21 protein-coding genes are annotated in these 21183 nt (G+C 70.8%); 13 read left to right on the forward strand and 8 right to left on the reverse strand.

Translation table 11 applies throughout. From position 1 onward, the window contains the following. Positions 1-7: 7 nt before the first annotated feature. Positions 8-1492 (reverse strand): CoA-acylating methylmalonate-semialdehyde dehydrogenase, encoded by a 1485-nt coding sequence (locus ACWGSM_RS09650; protein WP_452322697.1) that lies wholly within the window; start codon positions 1490-1492, stop codon positions 8-10. 95 nt (positions 1493-1587) lie between these two features. On the opposite strand from ACWGSM_RS09650, the gene ACWGSM_RS09655 reads away from it, so the two are divergent. Further along, positions 1588-3141 (forward strand): PucR family transcriptional regulator, encoded by a 1554-nt coding sequence (locus ACWGSM_RS09655; RefSeq protein ID WP_452322698.1) that lies wholly within the window; start codon positions 1588-1590, stop codon positions 3139-3141. 319 nt (positions 3142-3460) lie between these two features. Here the strand turns inward: ACWGSM_RS09655 and ACWGSM_RS09660 are convergent, their stop codons facing one another. Genes ACWGSM_RS09660 through galT form a run of 5 tightly spaced genes read right to left on the reverse strand, consistent with a single transcriptional unit; the run spans position 3461 to position 8033 of the window. Further along, positions 3461-4858 carry an NAD(P)/FAD-dependent oxidoreductase gene (locus ACWGSM_RS09660; RefSeq protein WP_452322699.1) on the reverse strand — a complete coding sequence of 466 codons (1398 nt, stop codon included), beginning with the start codon at positions 4856-4858 and terminating at the stop codon, positions 3461-3463. A 37-nt stretch (positions 4859-4895) separates the two neighbouring features. Then, positions 4896-5363, reverse strand: coding sequence for an Lrp/AsnC family transcriptional regulator (locus tag ACWGSM_RS09665; protein ID WP_452322700.1), 468 nt, complete (start codon positions 5361-5363; stop codon positions 4896-4898). Between the two features lie 57 nt (positions 5364-5420). Continuing rightward, the gene (locus ACWGSM_RS09670; RefSeq protein ID WP_452322701.1) at positions 5421-5738 is read right to left on the reverse strand and encodes an N-acetyltransferase family protein; all 318 of its coding nucleotides are present in this window, start codon (positions 5736-5738) and stop codon (positions 5421-5423) included. Next, positions 5671-6852, reverse strand: coding sequence for a galactokinase (galK, locus tag ACWGSM_RS09675; RefSeq protein ID WP_452322702.1), 1182 nt, complete (start codon positions 6850-6852; stop codon positions 5671-5673). Before galK ends, ACWGSM_RS09670 begins: the two co-directional genes overlap by 68 nt. Further along, positions 6849-8033 (reverse strand): galactose-1-phosphate uridylyltransferase, encoded by a 1185-nt coding sequence (galT, locus tag ACWGSM_RS09680; RefSeq protein ID WP_452322703.1) that lies wholly within the window; start codon positions 8031-8033, stop codon positions 6849-6851. The genes galK and galT overlap by 4 nt, the downstream gene beginning before the upstream one ends. 73 nt (positions 8034-8106) lie before the next feature. Between galT and ACWGSM_RS09685 the strand changes: the two genes are divergently transcribed. Further along, the gene (locus ACWGSM_RS09685; RefSeq protein ID WP_452322704.1) at positions 8107-9081 is read left to right on the forward strand and encodes a LacI family DNA-binding transcriptional regulator; all 975 of its coding nucleotides are present in this window, start codon (positions 8107-8109) and stop codon (positions 9079-9081) included. 26 nt (positions 9082-9107) lie between these two features. Here the strand turns inward: ACWGSM_RS09685 and ACWGSM_RS09690 are convergent, their stop codons facing one another. After that, positions 9108-10130, reverse strand: a complete 1023-nt coding sequence (locus tag ACWGSM_RS09690; RefSeq protein WP_452322705.1) for a zinc-dependent alcohol dehydrogenase family protein — start codon at positions 10128-10130, stop codon at positions 9108-9110. Positions 10131-10229: 99 nt separating this feature from the next. On the opposite strand from ACWGSM_RS09690, the gene ACWGSM_RS09695 reads away from it, so the two are divergent. Next, complete coding sequence (locus tag ACWGSM_RS09695; protein WP_452322706.1) at positions 10230-10598, forward strand: YidH family protein; 369 nt, start codon at positions 10230-10232, stop codon at positions 10596-10598. Next, on the forward strand, positions 10595-10969 hold the full coding sequence (locus ACWGSM_RS09700; protein ID WP_452322707.1) for a DUF202 domain-containing protein: 375 nt from the start codon (positions 10595-10597) through the stop codon (positions 10967-10969). Before ACWGSM_RS09695 ends, ACWGSM_RS09700 begins: the two co-directional genes overlap by 4 nt. Before the next feature lie 17 nt (positions 10970-10986). Here ACWGSM_RS09700 and ACWGSM_RS09705 read toward each other — a convergent pair whose 3' ends face one another. Continuing rightward, complete coding sequence (locus tag ACWGSM_RS09705; RefSeq protein WP_452322708.1) at positions 10987-11940, reverse strand: formylglycine-generating enzyme family protein; 954 nt, start codon at positions 11938-11940, stop codon at positions 10987-10989. 167 nt (positions 11941-12107) lie between these two features. Here ACWGSM_RS09705 and ACWGSM_RS09710 point away from each other — a divergent pair, with 167 nt between their 5' ends. From ACWGSM_RS09710 to ACWGSM_RS09750, 9 genes are all read left to right on the forward strand, one after another. After that, a complete protein-coding gene (locus ACWGSM_RS09710) occupies positions 12108-13784 on the forward strand; it encodes an MDR family MFS transporter (protein ID WP_452322709.1) in 1677 nt (558 codons plus the stop codon). 1 nt (position 13785) lies between these two features. Then, on the forward strand, positions 13786-14223 hold the full coding sequence (locus tag ACWGSM_RS09715; protein ID WP_452322710.1) for a MarR family winged helix-turn-helix transcriptional regulator: 438 nt from the start codon (positions 13786-13788) through the stop codon (positions 14221-14223). A gap of 138 nt (positions 14224-14361) precedes the next feature. After that, positions 14362-14835: a MarR family transcriptional regulator gene (locus ACWGSM_RS09720; protein ID WP_452322711.1), complete on the forward strand. Its 474-nt coding sequence runs from the start codon at positions 14362-14364 to the stop codon at positions 14833-14835. Between the two features lie 109 nt (positions 14836-14944). After that, the gene (locus tag ACWGSM_RS09725) at positions 14945-16099 is read left to right on the forward strand and encodes a Gfo/Idh/MocA family protein (protein ID WP_452322712.1); all 1155 of its coding nucleotides are present in this window, start codon (positions 14945-14947) and stop codon (positions 16097-16099) included. Next, on the forward strand, positions 16096-17280 hold the full coding sequence (locus ACWGSM_RS09730; protein ID WP_452322713.1) for a dihydrodipicolinate synthase family protein: 1185 nt from the start codon (positions 16096-16098) through the stop codon (positions 17278-17280). Before ACWGSM_RS09725 ends, ACWGSM_RS09730 begins: the two co-directional genes overlap by 4 nt. Then, positions 17277-18173 (forward strand): sugar phosphate isomerase/epimerase family protein, encoded by an 897-nt coding sequence (locus ACWGSM_RS09735; protein WP_452322714.1) that lies wholly within the window; start codon positions 17277-17279, stop codon positions 18171-18173. Before ACWGSM_RS09730 ends, ACWGSM_RS09735 begins: the two co-directional genes overlap by 4 nt. Before the next feature lie 49 nt (positions 18174-18222). Next, the gene (locus tag ACWGSM_RS09740) at positions 18223-19023 is read left to right on the forward strand and encodes a sugar phosphate isomerase/epimerase family protein (RefSeq protein ID WP_452322715.1); all 801 of its coding nucleotides are present in this window, start codon (positions 18223-18225) and stop codon (positions 19021-19023) included. A 9-nt stretch (positions 19024-19032) separates the two neighbouring features. Then, entirely contained in the window at positions 19033-20058 is a 1026-nt protein-coding gene (locus tag ACWGSM_RS09745; RefSeq protein ID WP_452322716.1) for a LacI family DNA-binding transcriptional regulator, read from the forward strand. Continuing rightward, a complete protein-coding gene (locus ACWGSM_RS09750; RefSeq protein WP_452322717.1) occupies positions 20055-21161 on the forward strand; it encodes a glycerate kinase in 1107 nt (368 codons plus the stop codon). Before ACWGSM_RS09745 ends, ACWGSM_RS09750 begins: the two co-directional genes overlap by 4 nt. Positions 21162-21183: the final 22 nt, after the last annotated feature.

Below are 21183 nucleotides of genomic sequence, written 5' to 3' on the forward strand. Positions count from 1 at the left end.
CTCTCCCTCAGTGGTTGCTCGGGAAGCCGAGGTCGACCTGCGCCGGGGTGTGGTCGGGCCAGCGTGTGGTGACGACCTTCGAGCGCGTGTAGAAGCTGATCGACTCCGGGCCGTAGATGTGCGAGTCGCCGAACAGCGAGTCCTTCCAGCCGCCGAACGAGAACGCCCCGACCGGCACGGGGATCGGAACATTGACGCCGACCATGCCGACCTCGATGTCGAACTCGAACTGACGCGCGGTGCCGCCGTCGCGGGTGAAAATCGCCGTGCCGTTGCCGTACTGATTGGCGTTGATCAGCTCGACGGCCTCGGCGTAGCTGTCGACGCGCACGACCGAGAGCACCGGACCGAAGATCTCGTCCTCGTAGACCTTCATGCCCGGCTCGACGCCGTCGATCAGGCTCACGCCGGTGAAGAAGCCGTCGCCGTCGAACGCCTTCTGTGTGCCGTCGACGACGACGGTGGCGCCCTCCGCTGCGGCGCCGGCGACGTACGAGGCGACCCGGTCGCGGTGCTCGCGGGTGATCAGCGGACCCATCTCGCTGGCGGCGTCGGTGCCGTCACCGATGCGCAGGTCGGCGATGCGGGAGCGGATGCCGTCGATCAGGTCGTCTGCGATGTCGCCGACCGCGACCAGCACCGACACGGCCATGCAGCGCTCGCCCGCCGAGCCGTACGCGGCCGAGATCGCCGCCGCGACCGCGCCGTCGAGGTCGGCGTCGGGCATGACGACCATGTGGTTCTTCGCGCCACCCAGAGCCTGCACGCGCTTGCCGTTGGCAGACGCGCGCTGATAGATCGACCGGGCGATCGGCGTCGAGCCGACGAAGCTCACTGCGCCGATGTCCTTCGAATCGAGCAGGGTGTCGACGGCTTCCTTGTCGCCGTTCACGACGTTGAGCACGCCGTCGGGCAGGCCCGCCTCCTGAAACGCCTTCGCCAGCCAGATCGCCGCAGACGGATCCTTCTCGCTGGGCTTGAGCACGACGGTGTTGCCGCAGGCGATCGCCGAGGCGACCATCCACAGCGGCACCATCACCGGGAAGTTGAACGGCGTGATGCAGGCGACGACGCCGACCGGCTGCTTGACCGAGTGCACGTCGACGCCGCGCGAGACCTGCTCGGCGCGCTCGCCCTTGAGGTGGTGCAGCAGGCCGGCCGCGAACTCGACATTCTCGATGCCCCGCGACACCTCGCCGGCGGCATCCGAGAGCACCTTGCCGTGCTCGCTGGTGACGATCGCAGCCAGCTCATGCGTGCGCTCGGCGAGGATCTGCCGCAGGCGGAAGAACACATCGGCGCGCTTGATCAGGCTCGAGGCGCGCCACGCCGGCTGCGCGGCCTTGGCCGACGCGATCGCCGCCTCGACCTCGTGCGCGCTGGCGGCGGCGACCTGGCGGTGCGCCTCGCCTGTGGCGGGGTTGTAGACCGGCAGCGTTCGGTCGGTGGCGCCGGTCTCGGCGCCGTCGATGTAGTGACGGATCGTTGTCACGGGGATTCTCCTCGTCGAGATGGGCGCGTTCGCACAGACTGTCCGGAAGAACGATCCGGCTCGTTTCTCATCAAAGCATTGGGCAGGATGGATGCATGGCCGCAAAGCGTACGGAGAATCGATGCATCCGGACAGATAGTCCGGACGATATCGCGCTGCCGCGGGTGCGTGACGTGCTCGATGCCGGAGTGCTGAGCCGGGGTGACCCGCAGGTGCTCGTCGGCGGCGCCGCGCTCGATGCCCGGGTGCGCTGGGTGCACGTGTCGGACAGCGACGAAGTCGCGGGTCTGCTCGACGGCGGTGAGCTGCTGCTGACGACAGCGGCAGGGTGGAGCGGAACGGATGCCGCGCTGCGCTCGGTCGCCGCGAGCCTGGCCGATGCCGGGGTGGCGGGTGTCGTGCTCGAGCTCGGCACCCGGTTCCCGCTCGCGCCGCCCGCACTGATCGCGGCATGCCGCGCGCACGGTCTCGCTCTGATCGCGCTGGAGCGCGTTGTCAAGTTCGTGGCGGTCACCGAGGCGGTGCACCGGCGCATCATCGCGGGACAGTGGGAGGCGCTGCAGGAACGGCAGCGCCTGCACGAGCTGTTCACCGGCCTGACGCTGCGCGGAGCTCCGGCCGACACCGTCGTGCACGCCGCCGCGCGGGCGCTGGGTGCGCCGGTCGTGCTCGAGACGCTGAGCCGCGAGGTGGTCACCGCCGAGCTGTGGGGGGAGGCGGCGAGCGAGGCGCTCGATGACTGGCCGGCGCGCTCGCGGTCCGGACGCGGACTGCTCGCGGTGCCGGTCGAGGCCCGCGGCGTGCGCTGGGGCTCCCTCGTCGCGCTGCCGGGGCCCGAGCATCCGGCGGGACGGGTGACCGTGCTCGAGCTCGCCGCGACCGCCCTCGCGCTCGCGCGGCTGGCGGACGGACCCGACGAATGGGCCGTGCTGCCCGCGCGCGATCTGGTCGACGCGGTGCTCAGCGGCAGGCACACCGGCGACGAGGATGTCGCCGCCCGCCTGCAGGCGGCGGGGCTCCCGGTGCGGGGGCGGCTGCTGGGGGTGCTGGTCGCCGAGGGTGCGGATGAGGCGGCGCTGGATGCCCTGATCGCCATCCTCACCGCAGCCGAGGCCACCGATCGCGGCGCTGCCAGGGCGCTGGGTGCCGTGTATGACGGTTCGGCCGTGATGCTGGTGTCCGCACCGTCTGCGCTGCGCTCGAACGCGCTGAGCCGAGCCGCGCGCGAGGCCGCGGTGGGTCTCGCCGTGGGGCCCGATGCGGCCACGGTGGCTCAGCTGCTGGCATCCGTCCGTCCCACTCGTCTGCTCGCCGCGCGACTGCGGGCGGGCGAGGTGCGTCGTGTCGACGACCGGCCGCTCACCCGGCTGGTCAGCGAGCTCGGCGACGACCACCGGCTGCAGGAGCACAGCGAGCGTCTGCTCGCGCCGCTGATCCAGTACGACGAGCAGCACCAGGGCGACCTGGTGCGGGTGCTCGCCGCCGTCGTGGCGCATCCCGGCAGCCGCACCGCGGCGGCATCGGCATCCCACCTGTCACGGTCGGTGTTCTACCAGCGTCTCTCCCTGATCTCCGACCTGCTCGGCGTCGACCTCGACGACGGTGAGACCGTCGCGGCGCTGCACCTCGCGCTGCTGGCCCGCGGCTGACCCGCCCGTCGCCCGCCTGCCCGCATGTCCGCCCGCATACAGAACGGGGGCCGACACTCCAGATGTCGGACCCATCCTGCGAATACGTCCGACACCTGGAGTGTCGGCCCCCCGTGTGTATCCGGGTCAGGCGATGAACACCTCGTCGACCTCGGTATCGACCGCCGCACCCCCGGTCATCTCCCAGATGCCCAGTTCGACTCCGGCGAACGGGCCGAATTCCCGGATGCCGACAGCGGGCGCCCCCGCCCGAACCACCTCTGCGGGCAGCCGGTCATGCGTGAGGGGCTCACGATTCCGGCGGCATCCAGCGGCAGGCTCACGAGTCGAACCCCATTCCGACGGCGTCGAGGGTCTTCAGCAGCAGGCCGCGCTTGCCCGCGTTGTGATCTGCGCGATCCATCGCTCGGCGCACGAGGTTGACGCCGAGCGCCGCAGCGGGTTCGGGCGGGAACGGGATCGGGCGTGTGCGCACCATCTCGAGCTCGGTGCGCTCGGTCGTGAGCCCCTCGAGTTCGTCGAGCATGACGTCGGCGGCGAATCGGCTCGCGCCGACGCCGAGGCCGGTGAACCCCGTCGCGTACGCGACGCGCCCACCGCGGGCCGTGCCGAAGAACGCGCAGAAGCGGCTGCACGAGTCGATCGCGCCGGCCCAGCGGTGGGTGAAACGAACGCCTTCCAGCTGCGGGAACGTCGTGAAGAAGTGCGAGGCGAGCTTGCGGAAGCTCTCGGGGCGCTCCTCGTGCTCGGCGCGCACCTTGCCGCCGAAGTGATAGATCGCGTCGTAGCCGCCGAACAGGATGCGGTCATCGGCGCTGAGCCGGCAATAGTGGAACTGGTTGGCGCTGTCGGCGAGCCCCTGCCTGTTCCGCCAGCCGATGGACCGCAGCTGCTCGGCGCTGAGCGGCTCGGTCATCAGAACGTAGTCGTACACCGGCACGGTCATCAGCCGGTTGCGCTTGAGCAGCGACGGGAACACGTTCGTGGCGAGAGCGACGTGGTCGGCGGTGACGGTCGCCCCGCCCGCGACGGCGACGGTCTGGCGACCCGACCCGCGGATGCCGGTGACGCGGCTGCGCTCGTGGATCACGACGCCCAGCCCGGTGGCCACCCTCGCCAGCTCCACCGCGAGCTTGGCCGGGTGGATCATGGCGCATCCGATGCGGTCCCAGCTGCCTGCGAGGTAGGTGGGGGAGTGCACCTCAGCGCGCACGGCATCCTGATCCAGGAAGCCCTCGCCCTGCATCCAGTCGACCTGATGCGGCTCGACGGCGACGGCGAGCTGCCCGGTGCGCTCCCAGTCGACGTCCATGCCGTAGCGCTCGACCGCCTCCTGGATGCCGTCGAGGTTCTCGAGCCCGAGCCGCTCGAGCTGCTCCATCTCGCCCGGCCAGCGGCTCATGCCGTTCTCGTAGCCGTGGGTGAGGCTGGCCTCGCAGAAGCCACCGTTGCGACCGGATGCCGCCCAGCCGATCCGGGCGGCCTCGAGCACGACGACAGAGCGCTGCGGGTCGCGCTCCTTGGCGCGCACGGCCGTCCAGAGACCGGCATATCCGCCGCCGACGATGACGAGGTCGGCGCGGGTGCTGTCGGCCAACGGCGGGTAGCTCGGGCGCTCGATGTCGTCGAGCCAGAAGGTCGCGTGCCTGGTGTCGCGCAGGGCGGCGTCGATCAGGCTGTCGCGCGGGCGCGAGCGTTCGAACACGGTGGTGCCCATGGTTCTCGTTCTCTCGTGAAGAGGGTCGGGCCGGATGTCAGCGCGTGCCCCAGTTGTAGAAGTCCTTGTGCAGGCCGGCGTAGATGAGGCTCTCGGTGTGCTCGACCCCGGGGATCGCGCGCACGCGCATCGACACCAGCTCGAGAAGGTCTTCGTCGGTCTCGCAGATCGCCTCGGCGAGCACGTCGAAGGTGCCGAGCGTCACGACGACGTACGCGATCTCGTCGAACGCCTTCACGGCTTCGGCGACCTCGCGCGGATCGCCGGAGGTGCGGATGCCGATCATCGCCATCCGCGCGAAGCCGAGCTGCCGGGGGTCAGTGACCGCCACGATCTGCATGACGCCCGAGTCGGTGAGACGCTGCACGCGCTGCCGGACCGCGGCTTCGCTGAGACCGACCGCCCGGCCGATCTCGGCGTAGGGCCGACGGCCGTCCTGCTGCAGCAGCTCGATGATCCGCTTCGAGACGTCGTCCAGCGTCGCGGTCTTCGGCTTGTCAGTCATGCGCCGATCCTGACATGAGAACCCATCGTATGCAACCGGATCCGAAGACAGAACCCGCTAAAACTCCCGAATCCGCAGAATGAAGGAGAGCGCCCACAGGTACGCGGTCTCGTGGCCGTCTGAGCGCAGGGCATCCTCCGCCGCGGTGATCAGCGCGTGGCCGACGCCGGTCGACCAGGCATCCGGATGCGCGTAGGTGCGGCACAGTTCACCCGGGCCGGGCGCATCGGCCTCGCGTGTGTCACCGTAGCTCGCCCAGCCGGCGGCGCGGCCGTCGTGCTCGACGACGAGCTGCCGGATGGGGACGTCAGGCGTCCCGGCGCGGGCCGTCAGAGGGGTGCACGGTGAACACGTGCGGCGCGCCGAATCCGGCATCCGCGAACGCCTGGGCGACGGCATCCGTCATCCGGTCGACGGCGTCGCGCTCGACGAGCGCGATCGCGGCGCCGCCGAAGCCGCCGCCGGTCATCCGCGCCCCGACAGCACCGTGCGCGAGCGCCGTCTCGACGGCGAGGTCGAGTTCGGGAACCGAGATCTCGAAGTCGTCGCGCATCGACGCGTGCGAGGCGACCAGCAGGTCGCCGATCGCTCGCGGCCCGTCGAATCTGAGCACCAGTACGGTGTCGAGCACGCGCTGGTTCTCGGTGATCACGTGGCGCACACGGCGGAACGTGACCTCGTCCATCAGCTCGGCGGCGCGCGGCAGGTCGGCTTCGGCCGCATCGCGCAGCGACGGAATGCCCATCAGCGCCGCTCCCCGCTCGCAGGCGTCGCGCCGCTCGCGGTACCCGCCGGTGGAGTGCGAGTGGCTCACCTGCGTGTCGATGACGAGCACCTCGAGCCCTTCGCCGGTGAACCCGGTGGGCACCGAGTCGGCGGTCAGCGAACGGCAGTCGATGAACGTGGCCGCGTCCGGGCGGCCGAGCATCGACGCCATCTGATCCATGATCCCGGTCGGTGCGCCGACCGCCTCGTTCTCGGCGCGCCGACCGACCTGCGCGAGGGCGACGGGGTCGAGGTCGAGGCTCCACAGGTCGTTCAGGGCGGATGCCACGGCGCCTTCGATCGCGGCGGACGACGACAGGCCCGCCCCGACCGGCACGTCGGATGCGATCGCGATGTCGACGCCGCGCAGCGGGGCCTCGGGTGCTGCCAGCTGCAGGGCCCAGGCGACACCGAGCACGTACGCAGACCACTCCGGCACGGCGGGCTCCGCTCCCGACGCCGTCGGGAACAGCGTCGCCAGTTCGTCCAGGCCGACCTCGACCGGGTCCGGAGCGAAGGTCGAGGTCACCCGGATGCGGTCGTCGTCACGAAGGCTCGCGGCGGCGAACGTGCGATGCGGGATCGCGAACGGCAGCACGAACCCCTCGTTGTAGTCGGTGTGCTCGCCGATGAGGTTCACCCGGCCGGGCGCCGACCAGACGCCCTCGGGATCGCGGCCGGTGAGCCGGGTGAACAGCGTGCGGGCGGCGTCGAGAGCGCTCATGCGGTGACCTCGGGAACGGATTGGATGGCGGTGCGGAGGCGCTCGGCGGCGACCTCGGGAAGGATCTCGGCGGTCCACGCGCCCATCGCGGCCTCGGACCCGGCGAGGAACTTCAGCTTGTCCTCCGCGCGGCGCGGGCTGGTCAGCTCGAGGCGCATGCGCACGGTGTCACGGCCGGTGTTCACGGGGGCCTGGTGCCATCCGGCGATGTAGGCCGTGGGGGTCGGGTACAGCGCATCCACCCCGCGCAGCAGGCGCAGATAAAGAGGCGCGAGCTCGTCGCGCTCGGCGTCGGTGAGCGCCGCGAAGTCGGGTGCGTGGCGGTGCGGCATGAGCTGCACCTCGAGCGGCCAGCGTGCCGCGAACGGCACGAAGGCGGTCCAGTGCTCGCCCTGCAGCACGACGCGGTCGGAGTCGCGCTCGGAGTCGAGCACCCGCGTCATCAGGTCCGGTGCGGTGCGATGGATGCTGTCGAGCAGCCGCTGCGTGCGCGGCGTGACGTACGGGTAGGCGTAGATCTGTCCGTGCGGGTGGGGCAGCGTCACGCCGATCGCCTCGCCGCGGTTCTCGAACGGGAACACCTGCTGGATGCCGGGCAGCGACGACAGAGCGGCTGTGCGGTCTGCCCACGCCTCGATCACCGTGCGCGCGCGGGTGACTGACTGCGTGCCGAACGATCCCTCGTGGTCGGGGCTGAAGCACACGACCTCGCAGCGGCCGATGCTCGTGCGGGTGCGGCCGAGGCCCAGCTCGGCGAGGTCGTCGAGTCCGCGCGGGGAATTGCGCGCCTCGGGCGCATCGCCGACGGCCTCGGCCAGCGCGGGACCGAAGGCGGGCGAGCGGTTCTCGAAGACCGCGACGTCGTAGTTCGCCGGCACCTCGGACGGATTCGTCGGCGACTGCGGAGACAGCGGGTCCGCGTCGGCGCTCGGCATCATGACGCGGTTCTGACGTGCCGTGGCGAAGCTGACCCAGTCGCCGGTAAGGATGTCCTGGCGCATCGTCGCGGTCTCAGGACGCCCGTCGAGCGGGCGAGCATCGACCGCTCGGTCGGGGCCGAGGGTCGTGCCGGGATCGTCGTAGTAGAACAGCTCGCGGCCGTCGGCGAGGCGGGTGGAGCGCTTGACGACGCCGGCGCCGAGTTCGGACGCGCGCAGTTCCGGAGATTCTGACGTGTTCACGTCAACACGGTAGCGCGAGCTGCGTGATAACGTCAACATTCCCTAGTTGTGCTCTCGATTCGGAGGAGGCCGGATGCCGCACCCCGCACGCGTGTCGATGGCGATGGTCGCCCAGCGGGCGGGTGTCTCGGGTCAGACCGTCTCCCGCGTCGCGAACGGCAGTCCGAGGGTCGATCCCGAGACGCGCGCACGCGTCGAACAGGCCATGGCCGAGCTCGGCTACCGCCCGAACCGCGCGGCGCGCGCCCTGCGCACCGGCCGCAGTCAGACTCTCGGCCTCGTCGCGCAGACCCTCGCCACGGTCGGCAACTCCCGCATGCTGCACGCGGTCGCCGACGCGGCGGCGTCGCGCGGCTACGCGCTGACCGTGCTCACCCTGGGTGCGGATGCCGACATCGCCGACGCCTTCGATCGCCTCCGCGACCAGGGCGTCGACGGCGCGATCGTGCTGAACGAGGCCACCGCGCTGGCGCGCGATGCGGCATCGGCCGGCTTGCGCCTCGTGGTCGTCGACTCGCCACCCGACGAGCGCTTCACCGTCATCGGCACCGACCATGCCACGGGCGCCCGCGATGCGACCGAGCACCTGCTGAGCGCCGGGCACCGCACGGTGCATCACCTCGCGGGCCCGGCCGGGTCGTTCGCCGCCGCCGAGCGCGAGCGCGGCTGGCGCGAGGCGCTCGCCGCGGCGGGCGTCGAGCCGCCCGACGTCGCGCGGGGCGACTGGAGCGCGGCCTCCGGCTTCGACACGGTGGGGCGGATGCCTGCATCCGGCGTCACCGCGATCTTCGCCGCGAACGACCAGATGGCGCTCGGGGCGCTGCGGGCTCTCGCAGAATCCGGGCGCCGCGTGCCCGACGACGTGGCGGTGATCGGGTTCGACGACATCGCCGACGCGGCGGACTTCCAGCCCCCGCTGACGACCGTGCGGCAGGATTTCGATGCGCTCGGCGAACGCGCGGTGTCGGCCCTGGTGGAGTGGATCGAGGGCGCGCGCCCCGCCGATCTGCTGCTCGCCCCTGTGCTCATCCGCCGCGCGAGCGCCTGAGCCGGCTCAAGACAGCAGGGCCCGCCTCAGAACTCGAGCATCACCTTGATGGCGCGGCGCTCGTCCATCGCCCGGTAGCCCTCGGCCGCGTCGTCGACCGACAGCGCCTGATCGAACACCGCGCCGGGATCGATCTGATCGGTCATGATCCGCTCGATCAGGTCGGGCAGGAAGCGGCGCACGGGCGCCGGACCACCGTGCAGGTGGATGCCCGAGAGGAACAGTTCCTGCCCGTCGAGGCTCACGCCGTGTGAGACGCCGACGAACCCCACATGGCCGCCGGCACGGGTCGAACGGATGGCCTGGTGCATCGCCTCCTGCGTGCCGACCGCCTCGATGGTCGAGTGTGCGCCGTAGCCGCCCGTCATCTCCTTGATCGCCGCGACGCCGGCATCCCCTCGTTCTTCGACGATGTCGGTCGCGCCGAAGCGACGGGCGAGCTGCTGACGGTCGGCGTGCCGCGACATGGCGATGATGCGCTCGGCCCCCAGCTGGGACGCGGCGAGGACGCCGAGCAGGCCGACCGCGCCATCGCCGACGACGGCCACCGTCTTGCCGGGGCAGGCCTCGGCCGCGACCGCCGCGAACCAACCCGTGCCGAGCACGTCCGACGCGGCGAGGAGGCTGCGGCGACGCTCGGGCGTGATGTCGCCCGTGACCTTGACGAGCGTTCCGTCCGCCCAGGGGATCCGGGCGTATTCGGCCTGCGTGCCGATCGAGCCCATCCCGATGACGTGGATGCACCGCGACTGATAGCCGGCCAGACAGATCTCGCATGTGTTGTCGGATGCCATGAACGAGCCGACCACGAAGTCGCCGACCTCGATGTCGTGCACCTCGGCGCCGATCTGCTCGACGACGCCGATGTACTCGTGGCCCATCCGCGACGGCCGCTTCACCGGCGAGACGCCGCGATAGGGCCACAGGTCGGAGCCGCAGATGCAGGCTGCGTCGACGCGGATGATCGCGTCGGTCGGCTCGACGAGTTCGGGGGTCGGGACGTCTTCGACCCGGACATCGCCGGGTCCGTGCATGATGACTGCGCGCATTGCTCTACTCCACCACTCCGCCGGGCGGATTGCGAGGGCTTTCACCCGACCACTCGGCCGGGCGGATCGCGAGCGTGTGGCCGCCGGTATCCTGATCGGGTGAGTGCGCATCCCGACCGTCGTTTCCCGCGTTCGGTGTTCGGGCAGGGCAGCGAGCCCGATGTGCGCTTCTCGCTCGCGAACGAGCGCACCTTCCTCGCCTGGACCCGCACCGCGCTGGCGCTGATCGCCGGTGGCGTCGCGCTCGAGGCGCTCGCGCTCGACATGTACGCCCCGCTGCGACTGGCCGCGTCGCTCGTGCTGATCATCACAGGCATCGTGCTGCCGATCATCGCCTGGGTGGAGTGGTCGCGGGTGGAGCGGGCCATGCGGCTCGGCCGGCCGCTGCCGCAGCCTCCCACGGGGATCGTGCTCGCGGTCGCGGTGGTCGCGTCAGGCGTGCTCGTGCTGCTCGCCGTGCTGCGATGAGCGATCACGTCGGCGGATCGTCGACCGGACCGTCGTGGTCCGGCCCGTTCGACGCCGGCCTGCAGCTCGAGCGCACCTCGCTGTCGTGGCGGCGCACCGCGCTGTCGCTCGCGGTCGGCTCGCTCATCTCGCTGCGCGTGCTTCCGCTGTGGCTGGGCGGCGTGCAGTGGGTGGTTCCGGGAATGGTCGGTCTGCTGGGGGCATCGCTGCTCTGGCGGGTCTCGCGCCGCCGCCATCACGCCTTCATGGACGACGTCGGGCAGGGCCGCGCCCCGCGCGCGTCCGGCGCGGGTGCGCTGCTCGCGCTCGCCGCGGGGGTGGTGGTAACCGGGATGCTGGGCCTGGCCGTCGTGCTCACCGTCTCGATCTGACGGCGACACGGTGCTGGCTACAGCCCTACTGTGCGGAACCCGGCGTTGCCCATCGAGGAGTCGGGCGTGTTCTGCGAGCGGGCCGAGTTGCGGTAGCGGTTGCAATACGACGAGTGGCACAGGTAGCTGCCTCCCCGCAGCACCCGCGACTGTCCGCGCTCCGGCCCGGTCGGGGCGTGCGACGGCGAGACGCGGTAGTACCCGGGCGAGAACCAATCGGATGCCCACTCCCACACGTTGCCGACCATCTGCCACAGTCCGTACCCGTTGGGCTCGAACGAGCGCACCGGTGCGGTGGTCAGCCAGCCGTCCTCGAGGGTGTTGATCCGTGGGAACTCGCCCTGCCAGATGTTCGTGCGCCAGCCGCCGTGGTCGACCTCGTCATCGCCCCATGGATACTTGCGGTGCTCGAGACCGCCGCGCGCGGCGTACTCCCACTCGGCCTCGGTGGGCAGTCGCCGCCCCGCCCAGTCGCAGTACGCCTGGGCGTCGTTCCAGCTGATGTGCACCACCGGGTGATCGCCCAGCCCGTCGAGGCCCGAGCGCTGCCCGCCAGGATGACGCCAGTCCGCGCCGCGCACGCCGACCCACCACGGGGTCTGCGGCGGTCGGCCCAGCACGTCGCCGTCGTCGGCGGCGAGGGCGAGATGGAACACCGCCGAGAAGCCGAACTCCTCGGCCTCGGTGCGGTAGCCGGTGTCGTCGACGAAGACGGCGAAGTCGTCATTGGTCACGCTCGTGGCATCCATCGAGAATGCGTCGAGCGTCACCCGGTGCAGCGGCACCTCGCCATCGGCGGCATTGCGGTCGCCCGAGGAGTCACCCATGACGAACGACCCGTCCGGCACGATCACCTGCGGCACGGCGTGCTGCGACGATCGCGCTGCGGGTGCCGCGCCGGGGCGCAGCGAAACCGTCGTGAAAGCCGACCGAGAGGGCGTGCCGCAGCCGCATGAGCATCCAGCGTCCACAACTCTCCTTCCGACGTCACCCGGTCGTGCGGATGACCGTCGATCGAGCCTAACCGGGGCACCGCGCTCGACATGCGGGAATAGTTGATGTCCAGCAATAGTTGATGACTGTCAACGATCAGTGATACGGTTGAGAAAGATCAACCATCTTCCAGGAGCTGCACCTTTTGACCTCTCTTTCCTCCCCTCCGTCCTCTCACGCGCCGACCACCCGCTCGGCGCGTGAGGTCTTCACCGCCATCTCCGGCCTCATCGTCGGCATGTTCGTCGCCGTGCTCTCGGGCACCGTCGTCTCGACGTCGCTGCCGGTCATCATCGCCGACCTCGGCGGAACGCAGGCGCAGTACACCTGGGTGATCACCGCGAGCCTGCTGGCCACCGCGGTCTCGACCCCGATCTGGGGCAAGCTCGCCGACCTGCTCGACCGCAAGGTGCTCGTGCAGCTCTCGCTCGTGCTGTTCACGGTCGGCACGGTGATCGCCGGCTTCTCCACCGACACGAACATGCTCATCGCCGTGCGCGTGGTGCAGGGGATCGGCGTGGGCGGCCTGATGTCGCTCGTCATGGTGGCGGTCGCCCTCATCATCTCGCCGCGCGAGCGCGGCAAGTACATGGGAGTCGTCGGCGGGATCATGGCCTTCGCCACGATCGGCGGCCCGCTGCTGGGTGGTTTCATCACCGACGTGTGGGGCTGGCGCGCGAACTTCTTCGTCGGTGTGCCCTTCGCCGTGCTCGCGCTCGTGCTGCTGCAGCTCACCCTGCACCTGCCCAAGCCGCAGAACGTCAAGGTCTCGATCGACTACCTCGGCATCGCGCTGCTCGCGGTGGGCGTCTCGGCGCTGCTGATCTGGGTCTCGATGGGCGGCTCGCAGTTCGAGTGGGACTCGTCGACCAGCTACGTGCTCGGCATCGGCGCCGCCGTCGTGATCGCCGCGTTCATCGCGGTCGAGTTCTTCGTCGCCGAGCCGATCGTGCCGATGACACTGTTCAAGAACCGCACGTTCACACTGTCGGTGATCGCCTCCATCGCGATCGGCGTCTCGATGTTCGCCACCTCGGTGTTCCTCGCCCAGTACTTCCAGCTCGCGCGCGGCGCGACGCCCACGGAGTCGGGTCTGATGACCATTCCGATGATCGTCGGCCAGATGGGTGCCTCGATCATCATCGGGCAGCTCGTGAGCCGCTTCGGCAAGTGGAAGGGCTGGATGATGCTGGGCTCGGTGCTCGCGCTCGTCGGCGTCTCGCTGATGTCCACGCTGCGCTGGGACACCCCCTTCATCCTCGTCGCGACCTTCATGTTCGTGCTGGGTGCGGGCCTCGGCATGGTGATGCAGAACCTCACCCTCATCGTGCAGAACGACACCCCGCCGCAGCAACTGGGCGCGGCCTCCTCGGGCGTGAACTTCTTCCGCACCATCGCCGGCACCATCGGCGTGACCATCATGGGCTCCATCCTCGCCACCAACGTCGGGACGTACATCAAGGACGACCTCGGCTCGTTCGTCCCGAAGTCGCCCGACGAGGTGAGCGCTCTGAAGTCGCTCGGCTCGGGCAACGTGCCCGACATGTCGAGCCTGCCCGAGAGCATCCGACGGGTGGTCGAGTCGGCCTACGGGCTGGGCATCGCCGACGCCTTCCTCATCGCCGTGCCATTGGCCGTGATCGGCGTGATCGCGATCGCCTTCATCCGCAACAAGCCGCTCTCGACCAAGAACTCCGCCGAGCAGCTGCGTGAGCAGGCCGAGGGATCGGCGATCGAGGTCGCCGAGGCCGAGGTCGGCGGATCGACCGGCAGCATCCGCGTGGTCGAGAACGACGGGCGCGTGCGAGAGCAGGTGCGCTGAGGTGCAGACGCAGAGCGTCGACGACGCGCTGGCCGACTTCCAGGGGCATCTGAACCTCATCTTCGCTCGCGCGAAGACGCTGTGGCGAGAGTCGGCGGCGCGGATGCATTCCGACCTGCAGCCCTCCGGATACAAGCTGCTGGCGTACATCGCCCGCACGGGCGGGGCGAACGCCCATCAGCTGGCCGAGCTGTTCGAGATGGACAAGTCGATGGTGAGCCGTCAGATCCGGATGCTCGAGGAGTTCGGCCTGCTCGAGTCACGCGCCGACGAGCGCGACGGACGGATGCGGGTGCTCACCGCGACGGTCGCAGCGCAGGAGACGCTCGCCCAGCTGCGGGCGGAGAACGCCGAGCGGATGCGGGCGGTGCTCGCCGAGCTGACCCCGGATGAGGTGCAGGCCGCATCGAAGGCGTTCCGCCTGCTCGCCGAGGTCTGAGCCACCGGCGTCTCGTGCTTTCAACCGCGTGCGGGGTCGGCTGTGTACGGTTTCAGCCGCGGATGCGTACGGAATCGACCTCGCCTCGGCGGGTTTGCGGCGGCAGCGGGCCGACACGCCGCGGTTTAGGCTGGCGAGGTGAGCGACATCGCGGCTGATCCGCCTGCCACCGAGGGGCCTCTCGACGGTGCGGCCCTCGACGATGCGGTGCACCGCGTCGAGCGCGAGCTCGGACGGCTGTTCGCGCGGATCCGCATCGGGTGGCGCGAGGCGGCTGCCACCGTGCATCCCGAGCTGCAACCGCTGGGATACCAGGTGCTCGTCTCGATCGTGAACGGCCTCGGCAGTGCCGGCGAGATCATCGAGCGCCTGCAGACCGACAAGTCGGCGGTAAGTCGTCAGGTGAGTCGTCTCACCGAGTTGGGGCTGGTCGAGAGCATCCGGGATGCCGACGACCGGCGCGCGCGCCGCCTGGTCGCCACTCCGCTGGCCGTCGAGCGGGTCGCCGCCGCGCGGGCGGCGTACGAGAGCCGCCTCGGCGAGCGTCTGCGGCGCTGGTCGGCCGAGGACCTCGACCACTTCGCCGACCTGCTCGACGGTCTCGCCGGCTGAGCGAGGTTGCGACGCCGAGAAGAAGATGCTTCTATGTGGGAAAGCGTTTACCCACTCTTCTCCGGCGGGACTCTCCGACGGGATTCGACCCTCCACAGAACGGACCACCATGACTGACGTGCGTGAGATCGGCATCATCATGAACGGCGTCTCCGGACGCATGGGCTACCGGCAGCACCTGGTGCGCTCGATCCTCGCGATCCGCGACCAGGGCGGCATCGAGCTGCCCGACGGATCGAAGGTCACCGTCAAGCCGCTGCTCGTCGGCCGCAGCGAGGCGAAGCTCGCCGAGCTCGCCGCGAAGCACGGCATCGACGACTACACCACCGACCTCGACGCGGCTCTCGCCGACCCGCAGTGGGAGATCTACGCCGACTTCCTCGTGACGAAGGCTCGGGCATCCGCCATCCGCAAGGCCATCGCCGCCGGCAAGGCGATCTACACCGAGAAACCCACCGCCGAGTCGCTCGACGAGGCGCTCGAACTCGCCCGCCTCGCCGAGCAGGCCGGCGTGAAGACCGGCGTCGTGCACGACAAGCTGTACCTGCCGGGTCTGCAGAAGCTCAAGCGCCTGATCGACTCGGGCTTCTTCGGCCGCATCCTCTCGGTGCGCGGCGAGTTCGGCTACTGGGTGTTCGAGGGCGACTGGCAGCCCGCGCAGCGCCCCAGCTGGAACTACCGCACCGAAGACGGCGGCGGCATCATCAGCGACATGTTCCCGCACTGGAACTACGTGCTCGAGAACCTCTTCGGCGAGGTGAAGAGCGTCTACGCCCAGGCGGCCGTGCACATCGCCGACCGCTGGGATGAGAAGGGCGAGCACTACACCGCCACGGCTGAAGACGCCGCCTACGGCATCTTCGAGATCGAGGGTGGCGTGATCGCCGAGATCAACTCGTCGTGGACCGTGCGCGTCAACCGCGACGAGCTGGTCGAGTTCCAGGTCGACGGCACGCACGGCTCGGCCGTGGTCGGACTGTTCGGCGCCAAGATCCAGCCGCGCAACGCCACCCCGAAGCCGGTCTGGAATCCCGACCTCGAAGACACCCACGACTACGACGCCGACTGGCAGAACGTACCCACCAACGACGTCTTCCTCAACGGGTTCCGTCAGCAGTGGGAGGAGTACCTCACCTCGTACGTGCTCGGAACCGACTACCCGTTCGATCTGCTCGCCGGTGCGCGCGGCGTGCAGTTCGCCGAGGCGGGCCTGACCTCGAGCGCCGAGGGCCGCAAGGTCGCGATCGAGAAGCTGTCGCTGTGACCACGCTGCGCCTGCTCTCGGCATCCGGAGAGCTCTCCCACGCCGAGCTCAACGACGCGGGTGCGTACGCGCGCCCGACCTCGCCGCTGCGCTCCCGCGTCGCGTACGCGGCGGCGCACGTCGTGCCGAAGGTGCACGCCGACAACACCCCCGGCCGGCCCGCCGACATCGACTGGGACGCCACACTCGCGTTCCGCCGCAACGTGTACTCGTGGGGGCTGGGTGTGGCGGATGCCATGGACACCGCCCAGCGCAACATGGGCCTCGACGCGGCCGCGACGCGCGAGCTGATCGCCCGCAGCGCCGAGGTGGCGCGCGAGGAGGGCGGCTCGGTCGTGGTCGGCGTGAACACCGACCACGTCGACGAGACGCACATCTCGCTGCAGCAGGTCATCGACGCCTACATCTCGCAGCTCGAGTTCACCGAGCAGCAGGGCGCCGGCCCGGTGCTCATGGCATCGCGTCACCTCGCCCGCGTCGCCGAGTCGGCCGACGACTACCGCCGCGTGTACCGGGCCGTGCTCGAGCGCGCCACGACCCCGGTCGTGCTGCACTGGCTGGGCACCGCGTTCGACCCCGAGCTGGAGGGCTACTTCGGATCGACCGAGTGGCCCGAAGCGGCCGAGGTGCTGCTCGACATCATCAACGAGAACCCGGCGAAGATCGCCGGCGTGAAGATGAGCCTGCTCAACGCCGAGAGTGAGATCTCGGTGCGCGAGCGCCTGCCCTCCGCCCAATCAACGCAGGGCGTGCGCATGTTCACCGGTGACGACTTCAACTACGTCTCGCTGATCGGCGACTCGCAGGTGGGGCGGCGTTCCTACTCCGACGCGCTGCTCGGCGCGTTCGCCGCGATCACACCGGTGGCCTCGGCGGCGATCCAGGCGCTCGACGACGGCGATGACGCGGCCTACCGCCGCATCCTCGGTCCCACCGAAGAGCTCAGCCGCCAGATCTTCGCCGCGCCGACCTTCTACTACAAGACCGGCGTCGCGTTCCTGTCGTGGCTGAACGGCCACCAGCCGGCGTTCCAGATGGTCGGCGGCCTGCACTCGGCGCGCAGCCTGCCGCACCTCTCGCGCATCGTCGAGCTCGCCAACGACTCGCTCGCCCTCGAGAACCCCGAGCTGGCGCGCGAGCGCTGGCACGGGATGCTGACGCTGAACGGACTGGACGCATGACCGCCGCTGCCGAACGGGTTCCTGAGCCTCTCGAAGGGCCCGACCCGCGCCTGTCGATCAACCAGGCGACGATCAAGTACGCTGACCTCGCCACCGCCCTTCGGGTGACCGCCGACGCCGGCGTGCAGTCGATCGGGCTGTGGCGGGAGCCGGTGAACGAGCTCGGCCTCGACACCGCCGCGAAGATGCTCACCGATTCGGGCCTGCGCTTCTCGACCCACTGCCGCGGAGGGTTCTTCACCATCCCGGCCGGGCCGGCGCGCGACGCCGCGCTCGACGACAATCGCCGGGCGATCGACGAGACGGCCGCTCTGGCCGCGGCGGGAGCCGACGGCTCCACGGCTGTGCTGGTGCTGGTCGCGGGTGGCCTGCCCGAGGGATCGCGCGACCTGATCGGTGCGCGCGAGCGGGTTCGGGATGCCATCGGCGTGCTCGCCCCGTACGCGCAGAGCGCCGGGGTCACCCTGGCGATCGAGCCCCTGCATCCGATGTTCGGCTCCGACCGCTGCGTGGTGACCACACTCGGCCAGGCGCTCGACATCGCGGCCGACTTCGACGCCGACGTGGTGGGCGCCGCGGTCGACACGTTCCACATCTGGTGGGACCCGCAGGTGCGCGAGCAGATCGCCCGCGCGGGGCGCGAGGGCCGCATCTCGACGTACCAGGTGTGCGACTGGAAGACGCCGTTCCCCGCCGACGTGCTGCTCTCGCGGCACTACATGGGCGACGGGATCATCGACTTCGCCTCGCTCACCCGAGCGGTCGTCGAGACCGGCTACGACCGCGACATCGAGGTGGAGATCTTCAACGCCGACATCTGGTCGGATGCGCCCGAGAAGGTCGTCGCACGCACGGCGGACGCGTTCGCCGCCACGGTCTCACCGCACCTGTGATCGCGCGATGTGATTTCGTAGGGATGTCGGCATCGTCGGGGAGGCGCGCATGATCAGAGCGGGACTGTGCTCGGTGACGTTCCGGCAGCTCCCCGCCGAGGAAGTCGTCGCGCGGACGGCCGCCGCCGGCCTCGAGGTGATCGAGTGGGGCGGCGACGTGCACGTGCCGCCCGGCGATGCCGAGCGCGCCGCGCAGGTCGCGGCGGCGACGACGGATGCCGGGCTCGCGGTGTGCTCGTACGGCTCGTACTTCCGCGCCGGTGCCGACGAGCTGCTCACGCCGATCGTCGACAGCGCGGAGGCTCTGGGTGCGGACCGCGTGCGCATCTGGGCGGGTCGCACCGGGTCGGCAGACGCGACGCCGCGGCACTACGCGCAGATCGTCGCGCGACTTCGGGATGCCGTCGCCGAGGCGTCCGAGCGCGGCATCGCGCTGGCTCTGGAGTTCCACCGTCGCACGCTGGCCGACACTCCGGCTGCGACGCTGCGGCTGCTCGCCGACGTGCCGGGGCTGTCGACCTACTGGCAGCCGACCGTCGATGCGCCCGACGAGGTCGCGCTGCACGAATTCGAGCAGGTCGCGGTGCACACCAGCGCCGTGCACGTGTTCTCGTGGTGGCCGTTCGACACGCGACTGCGTCTGAGCGAGCGCGAGAGCCTCTGGCATCCGCTCTTCGTCGCGGCCTCGACGCAGCCCGTGCCACCGCGCGACGCGCTGCTGGAGTTCGTCGTCGACGACGACCCCGCGCTGCTGCCGTCCGAAGCGGCCACCCTCCTCGCCCTGCTGGGGCGCGAGGGCTCGCCCGCGTCGTCCGGCCCGGTGACGGGTCGGGATGCCCGGCGTCGCTAGGCTGTCGCCATGACCGCCGACGCCGCGTCCGTGCGCACCTCGCCGCCCACGCTGCACGACGTGGCACGCGCGGCGGGCGTCTCGCTCGCGACGGCCTCGCGCGTGCTCAACGGCTCGGAGCGCAAGGTGGCCGACTCGTTCCGTGAGCGGGTCGAGAGGGCTGCCGACGAGCTCGGCTACACCGCGAACGCCTCGGCGCAGGCCACCGCGCGGGGCACTTCGGCGGCCATCGCGCTGCTCGTCGCCGACATCGCCGACCCGTATTTCGGACTGATCGCCTCCGGCGTCGCGCGCTTGGCCGATGCCGCGGGGCTCATCGTCACCGTGGCGATCACCGAACGCGATCCCGACCGTGAGGTGCGCATCCTTCGTGCGCTGCGCGGTCAGCGCCCGCGCGGCGTGATCCTCGCCGCCTCACGCGCCGAGAACCAGGGCGCGTCGAGCGTCGCCGAGCTGTCGGCGCTGCGCGCGCTGGGAGGGCGCACCGTCACCTTCGGCGACGGTGGCGACCGGAGCATCCGGATCGACAACCGCGGTGGCGCGGAGCGACTGGGCATCCAGATGGCACGGCTCGGCTACCGGCGCGCGATCGCGATCGTCGCGGCCGCAGGCGTGCGCACCTCGGACGACCGCCTTGCCGGGTTCACCGCGGGATTCGCCTCCGGGGGCGGTCAGGTCGATCGCGTGCACCGTGGATCGTTCGAGCGCGAGGCGGGCGCCGCCGCGATGACCGCGGCTCTCGCCGACGGGGTGGATGCCGGGACCCTCGTCTTCGCGCTCAGCGACGTGGTCGCCGTGGGGGCGATGACGGCGATCCGCGACGCGGGGCGCCGCGTGGGCGAGGACATCGCCGTGTGCGGGTTCGACGACGTGCCGGTCAGCCGAGACGTCACCCCGCGGCTGACGACCGTGCACGTGCCGCTGAGCGACCTCGGCGAGCAGGCCTTCCGCGCGGTCGTCGAGCCGGAGTGGACCCAGCCACCCGCCGCCCTCGAGGTGGTCGTGCGCGAGAGCACGCCGGGAGTGGCTCCGTGACGCGAGTCGTCTTCGCCCCGGACAGCTTCAAAGGCACCATCGCCGCGGCCGACGCGGCCCGCGTGCTGGCGGACGCGTGGCTGACGGTCGATCCGGAGGCCGAGACGGTGCTGCGCCCGATGGCAGACGGGGGAGAGGGCACCTTCGCCGCCTTCGCCGCCGCGGTTCCGGGGGCCGAGCGGATGCCGATCACCGTCGACGGCCCTGCCGGGCATCCCGTCGAGACTTCGTGGCTGCTGCTGCCGTCGACCGCCGACGCCCCCGACGGCACGGCGGTGATCGACCTCGCCTCGACGTCGGGCATCGAGCTGCTCGACGAGCTGCGACCCTGGGATGCGGATTCGCGCGGCTTCGGGCAGGCGATCGCGGCGGCCCTCGACCACGGCGTCTCACGGCTGGTACTCGGCATCGGATCGAGCGCGTCGACCGACGGAGGCACAGGCATGCTGCGCGCGCTGGGCGCGCGGTTCCTCTCCGCCAACGGCTCGGAGGTCGTGCCGGGCGCCCGCGGTCTCGGCGATATCGCCTCGGTCGACCTGGTCGGGCTGCGCTCGGCGCCCGAAGTGCGGGTGCTCACCGACGTGACCAACCCGCTCACCGGCCCCCGCGGCGCGGCGGCGGTGTTCGGCCCGCAGAAGGGGCTGGTCGACATCGCCGATCAGCGGCGGACGGATGCCGGACTCGCCCGCCTCGCCGAGCTGCTCGCCCTCGACCCGCAGACCCCCGGCGCCGGTGCCGCAGGAGGAGTCGGCGCAGCGCTGCTCGCCTGGGGTGGCGCACTTCTGCCGGGAGCGGCGGAGGTCGCGCACCTGATCGGGCTCGCGGATGCCATCGCCGGCGCCGATGTCGTCGTGACCGGGGAAGGCGCCTACGACGGGCAGTCCGGTGACGGCAAGGTGCCGTCGTTCGTGGCATCCCTCGCCGCAGAGGCGGGCGTCGACGCGCTGCTCGTCGCCGGGCGCATCGACGACGACGCCGACATCGGGTTCTTCGCCGAGATCCGCTCGCTCACCGAGCTGGCCGGGTCGGGAGCTGCAGCGCTGGCCGACCCGCAGAGATGGCTGCTCGAGGCGGGACGGCGGCTCGCCGCCGCTCGCCGCTGACCCGTCGGCGCGGACCGGCATC

Source organism: Microbacterium sp. NPDC055521 (genome assembly GCF_053619695.1).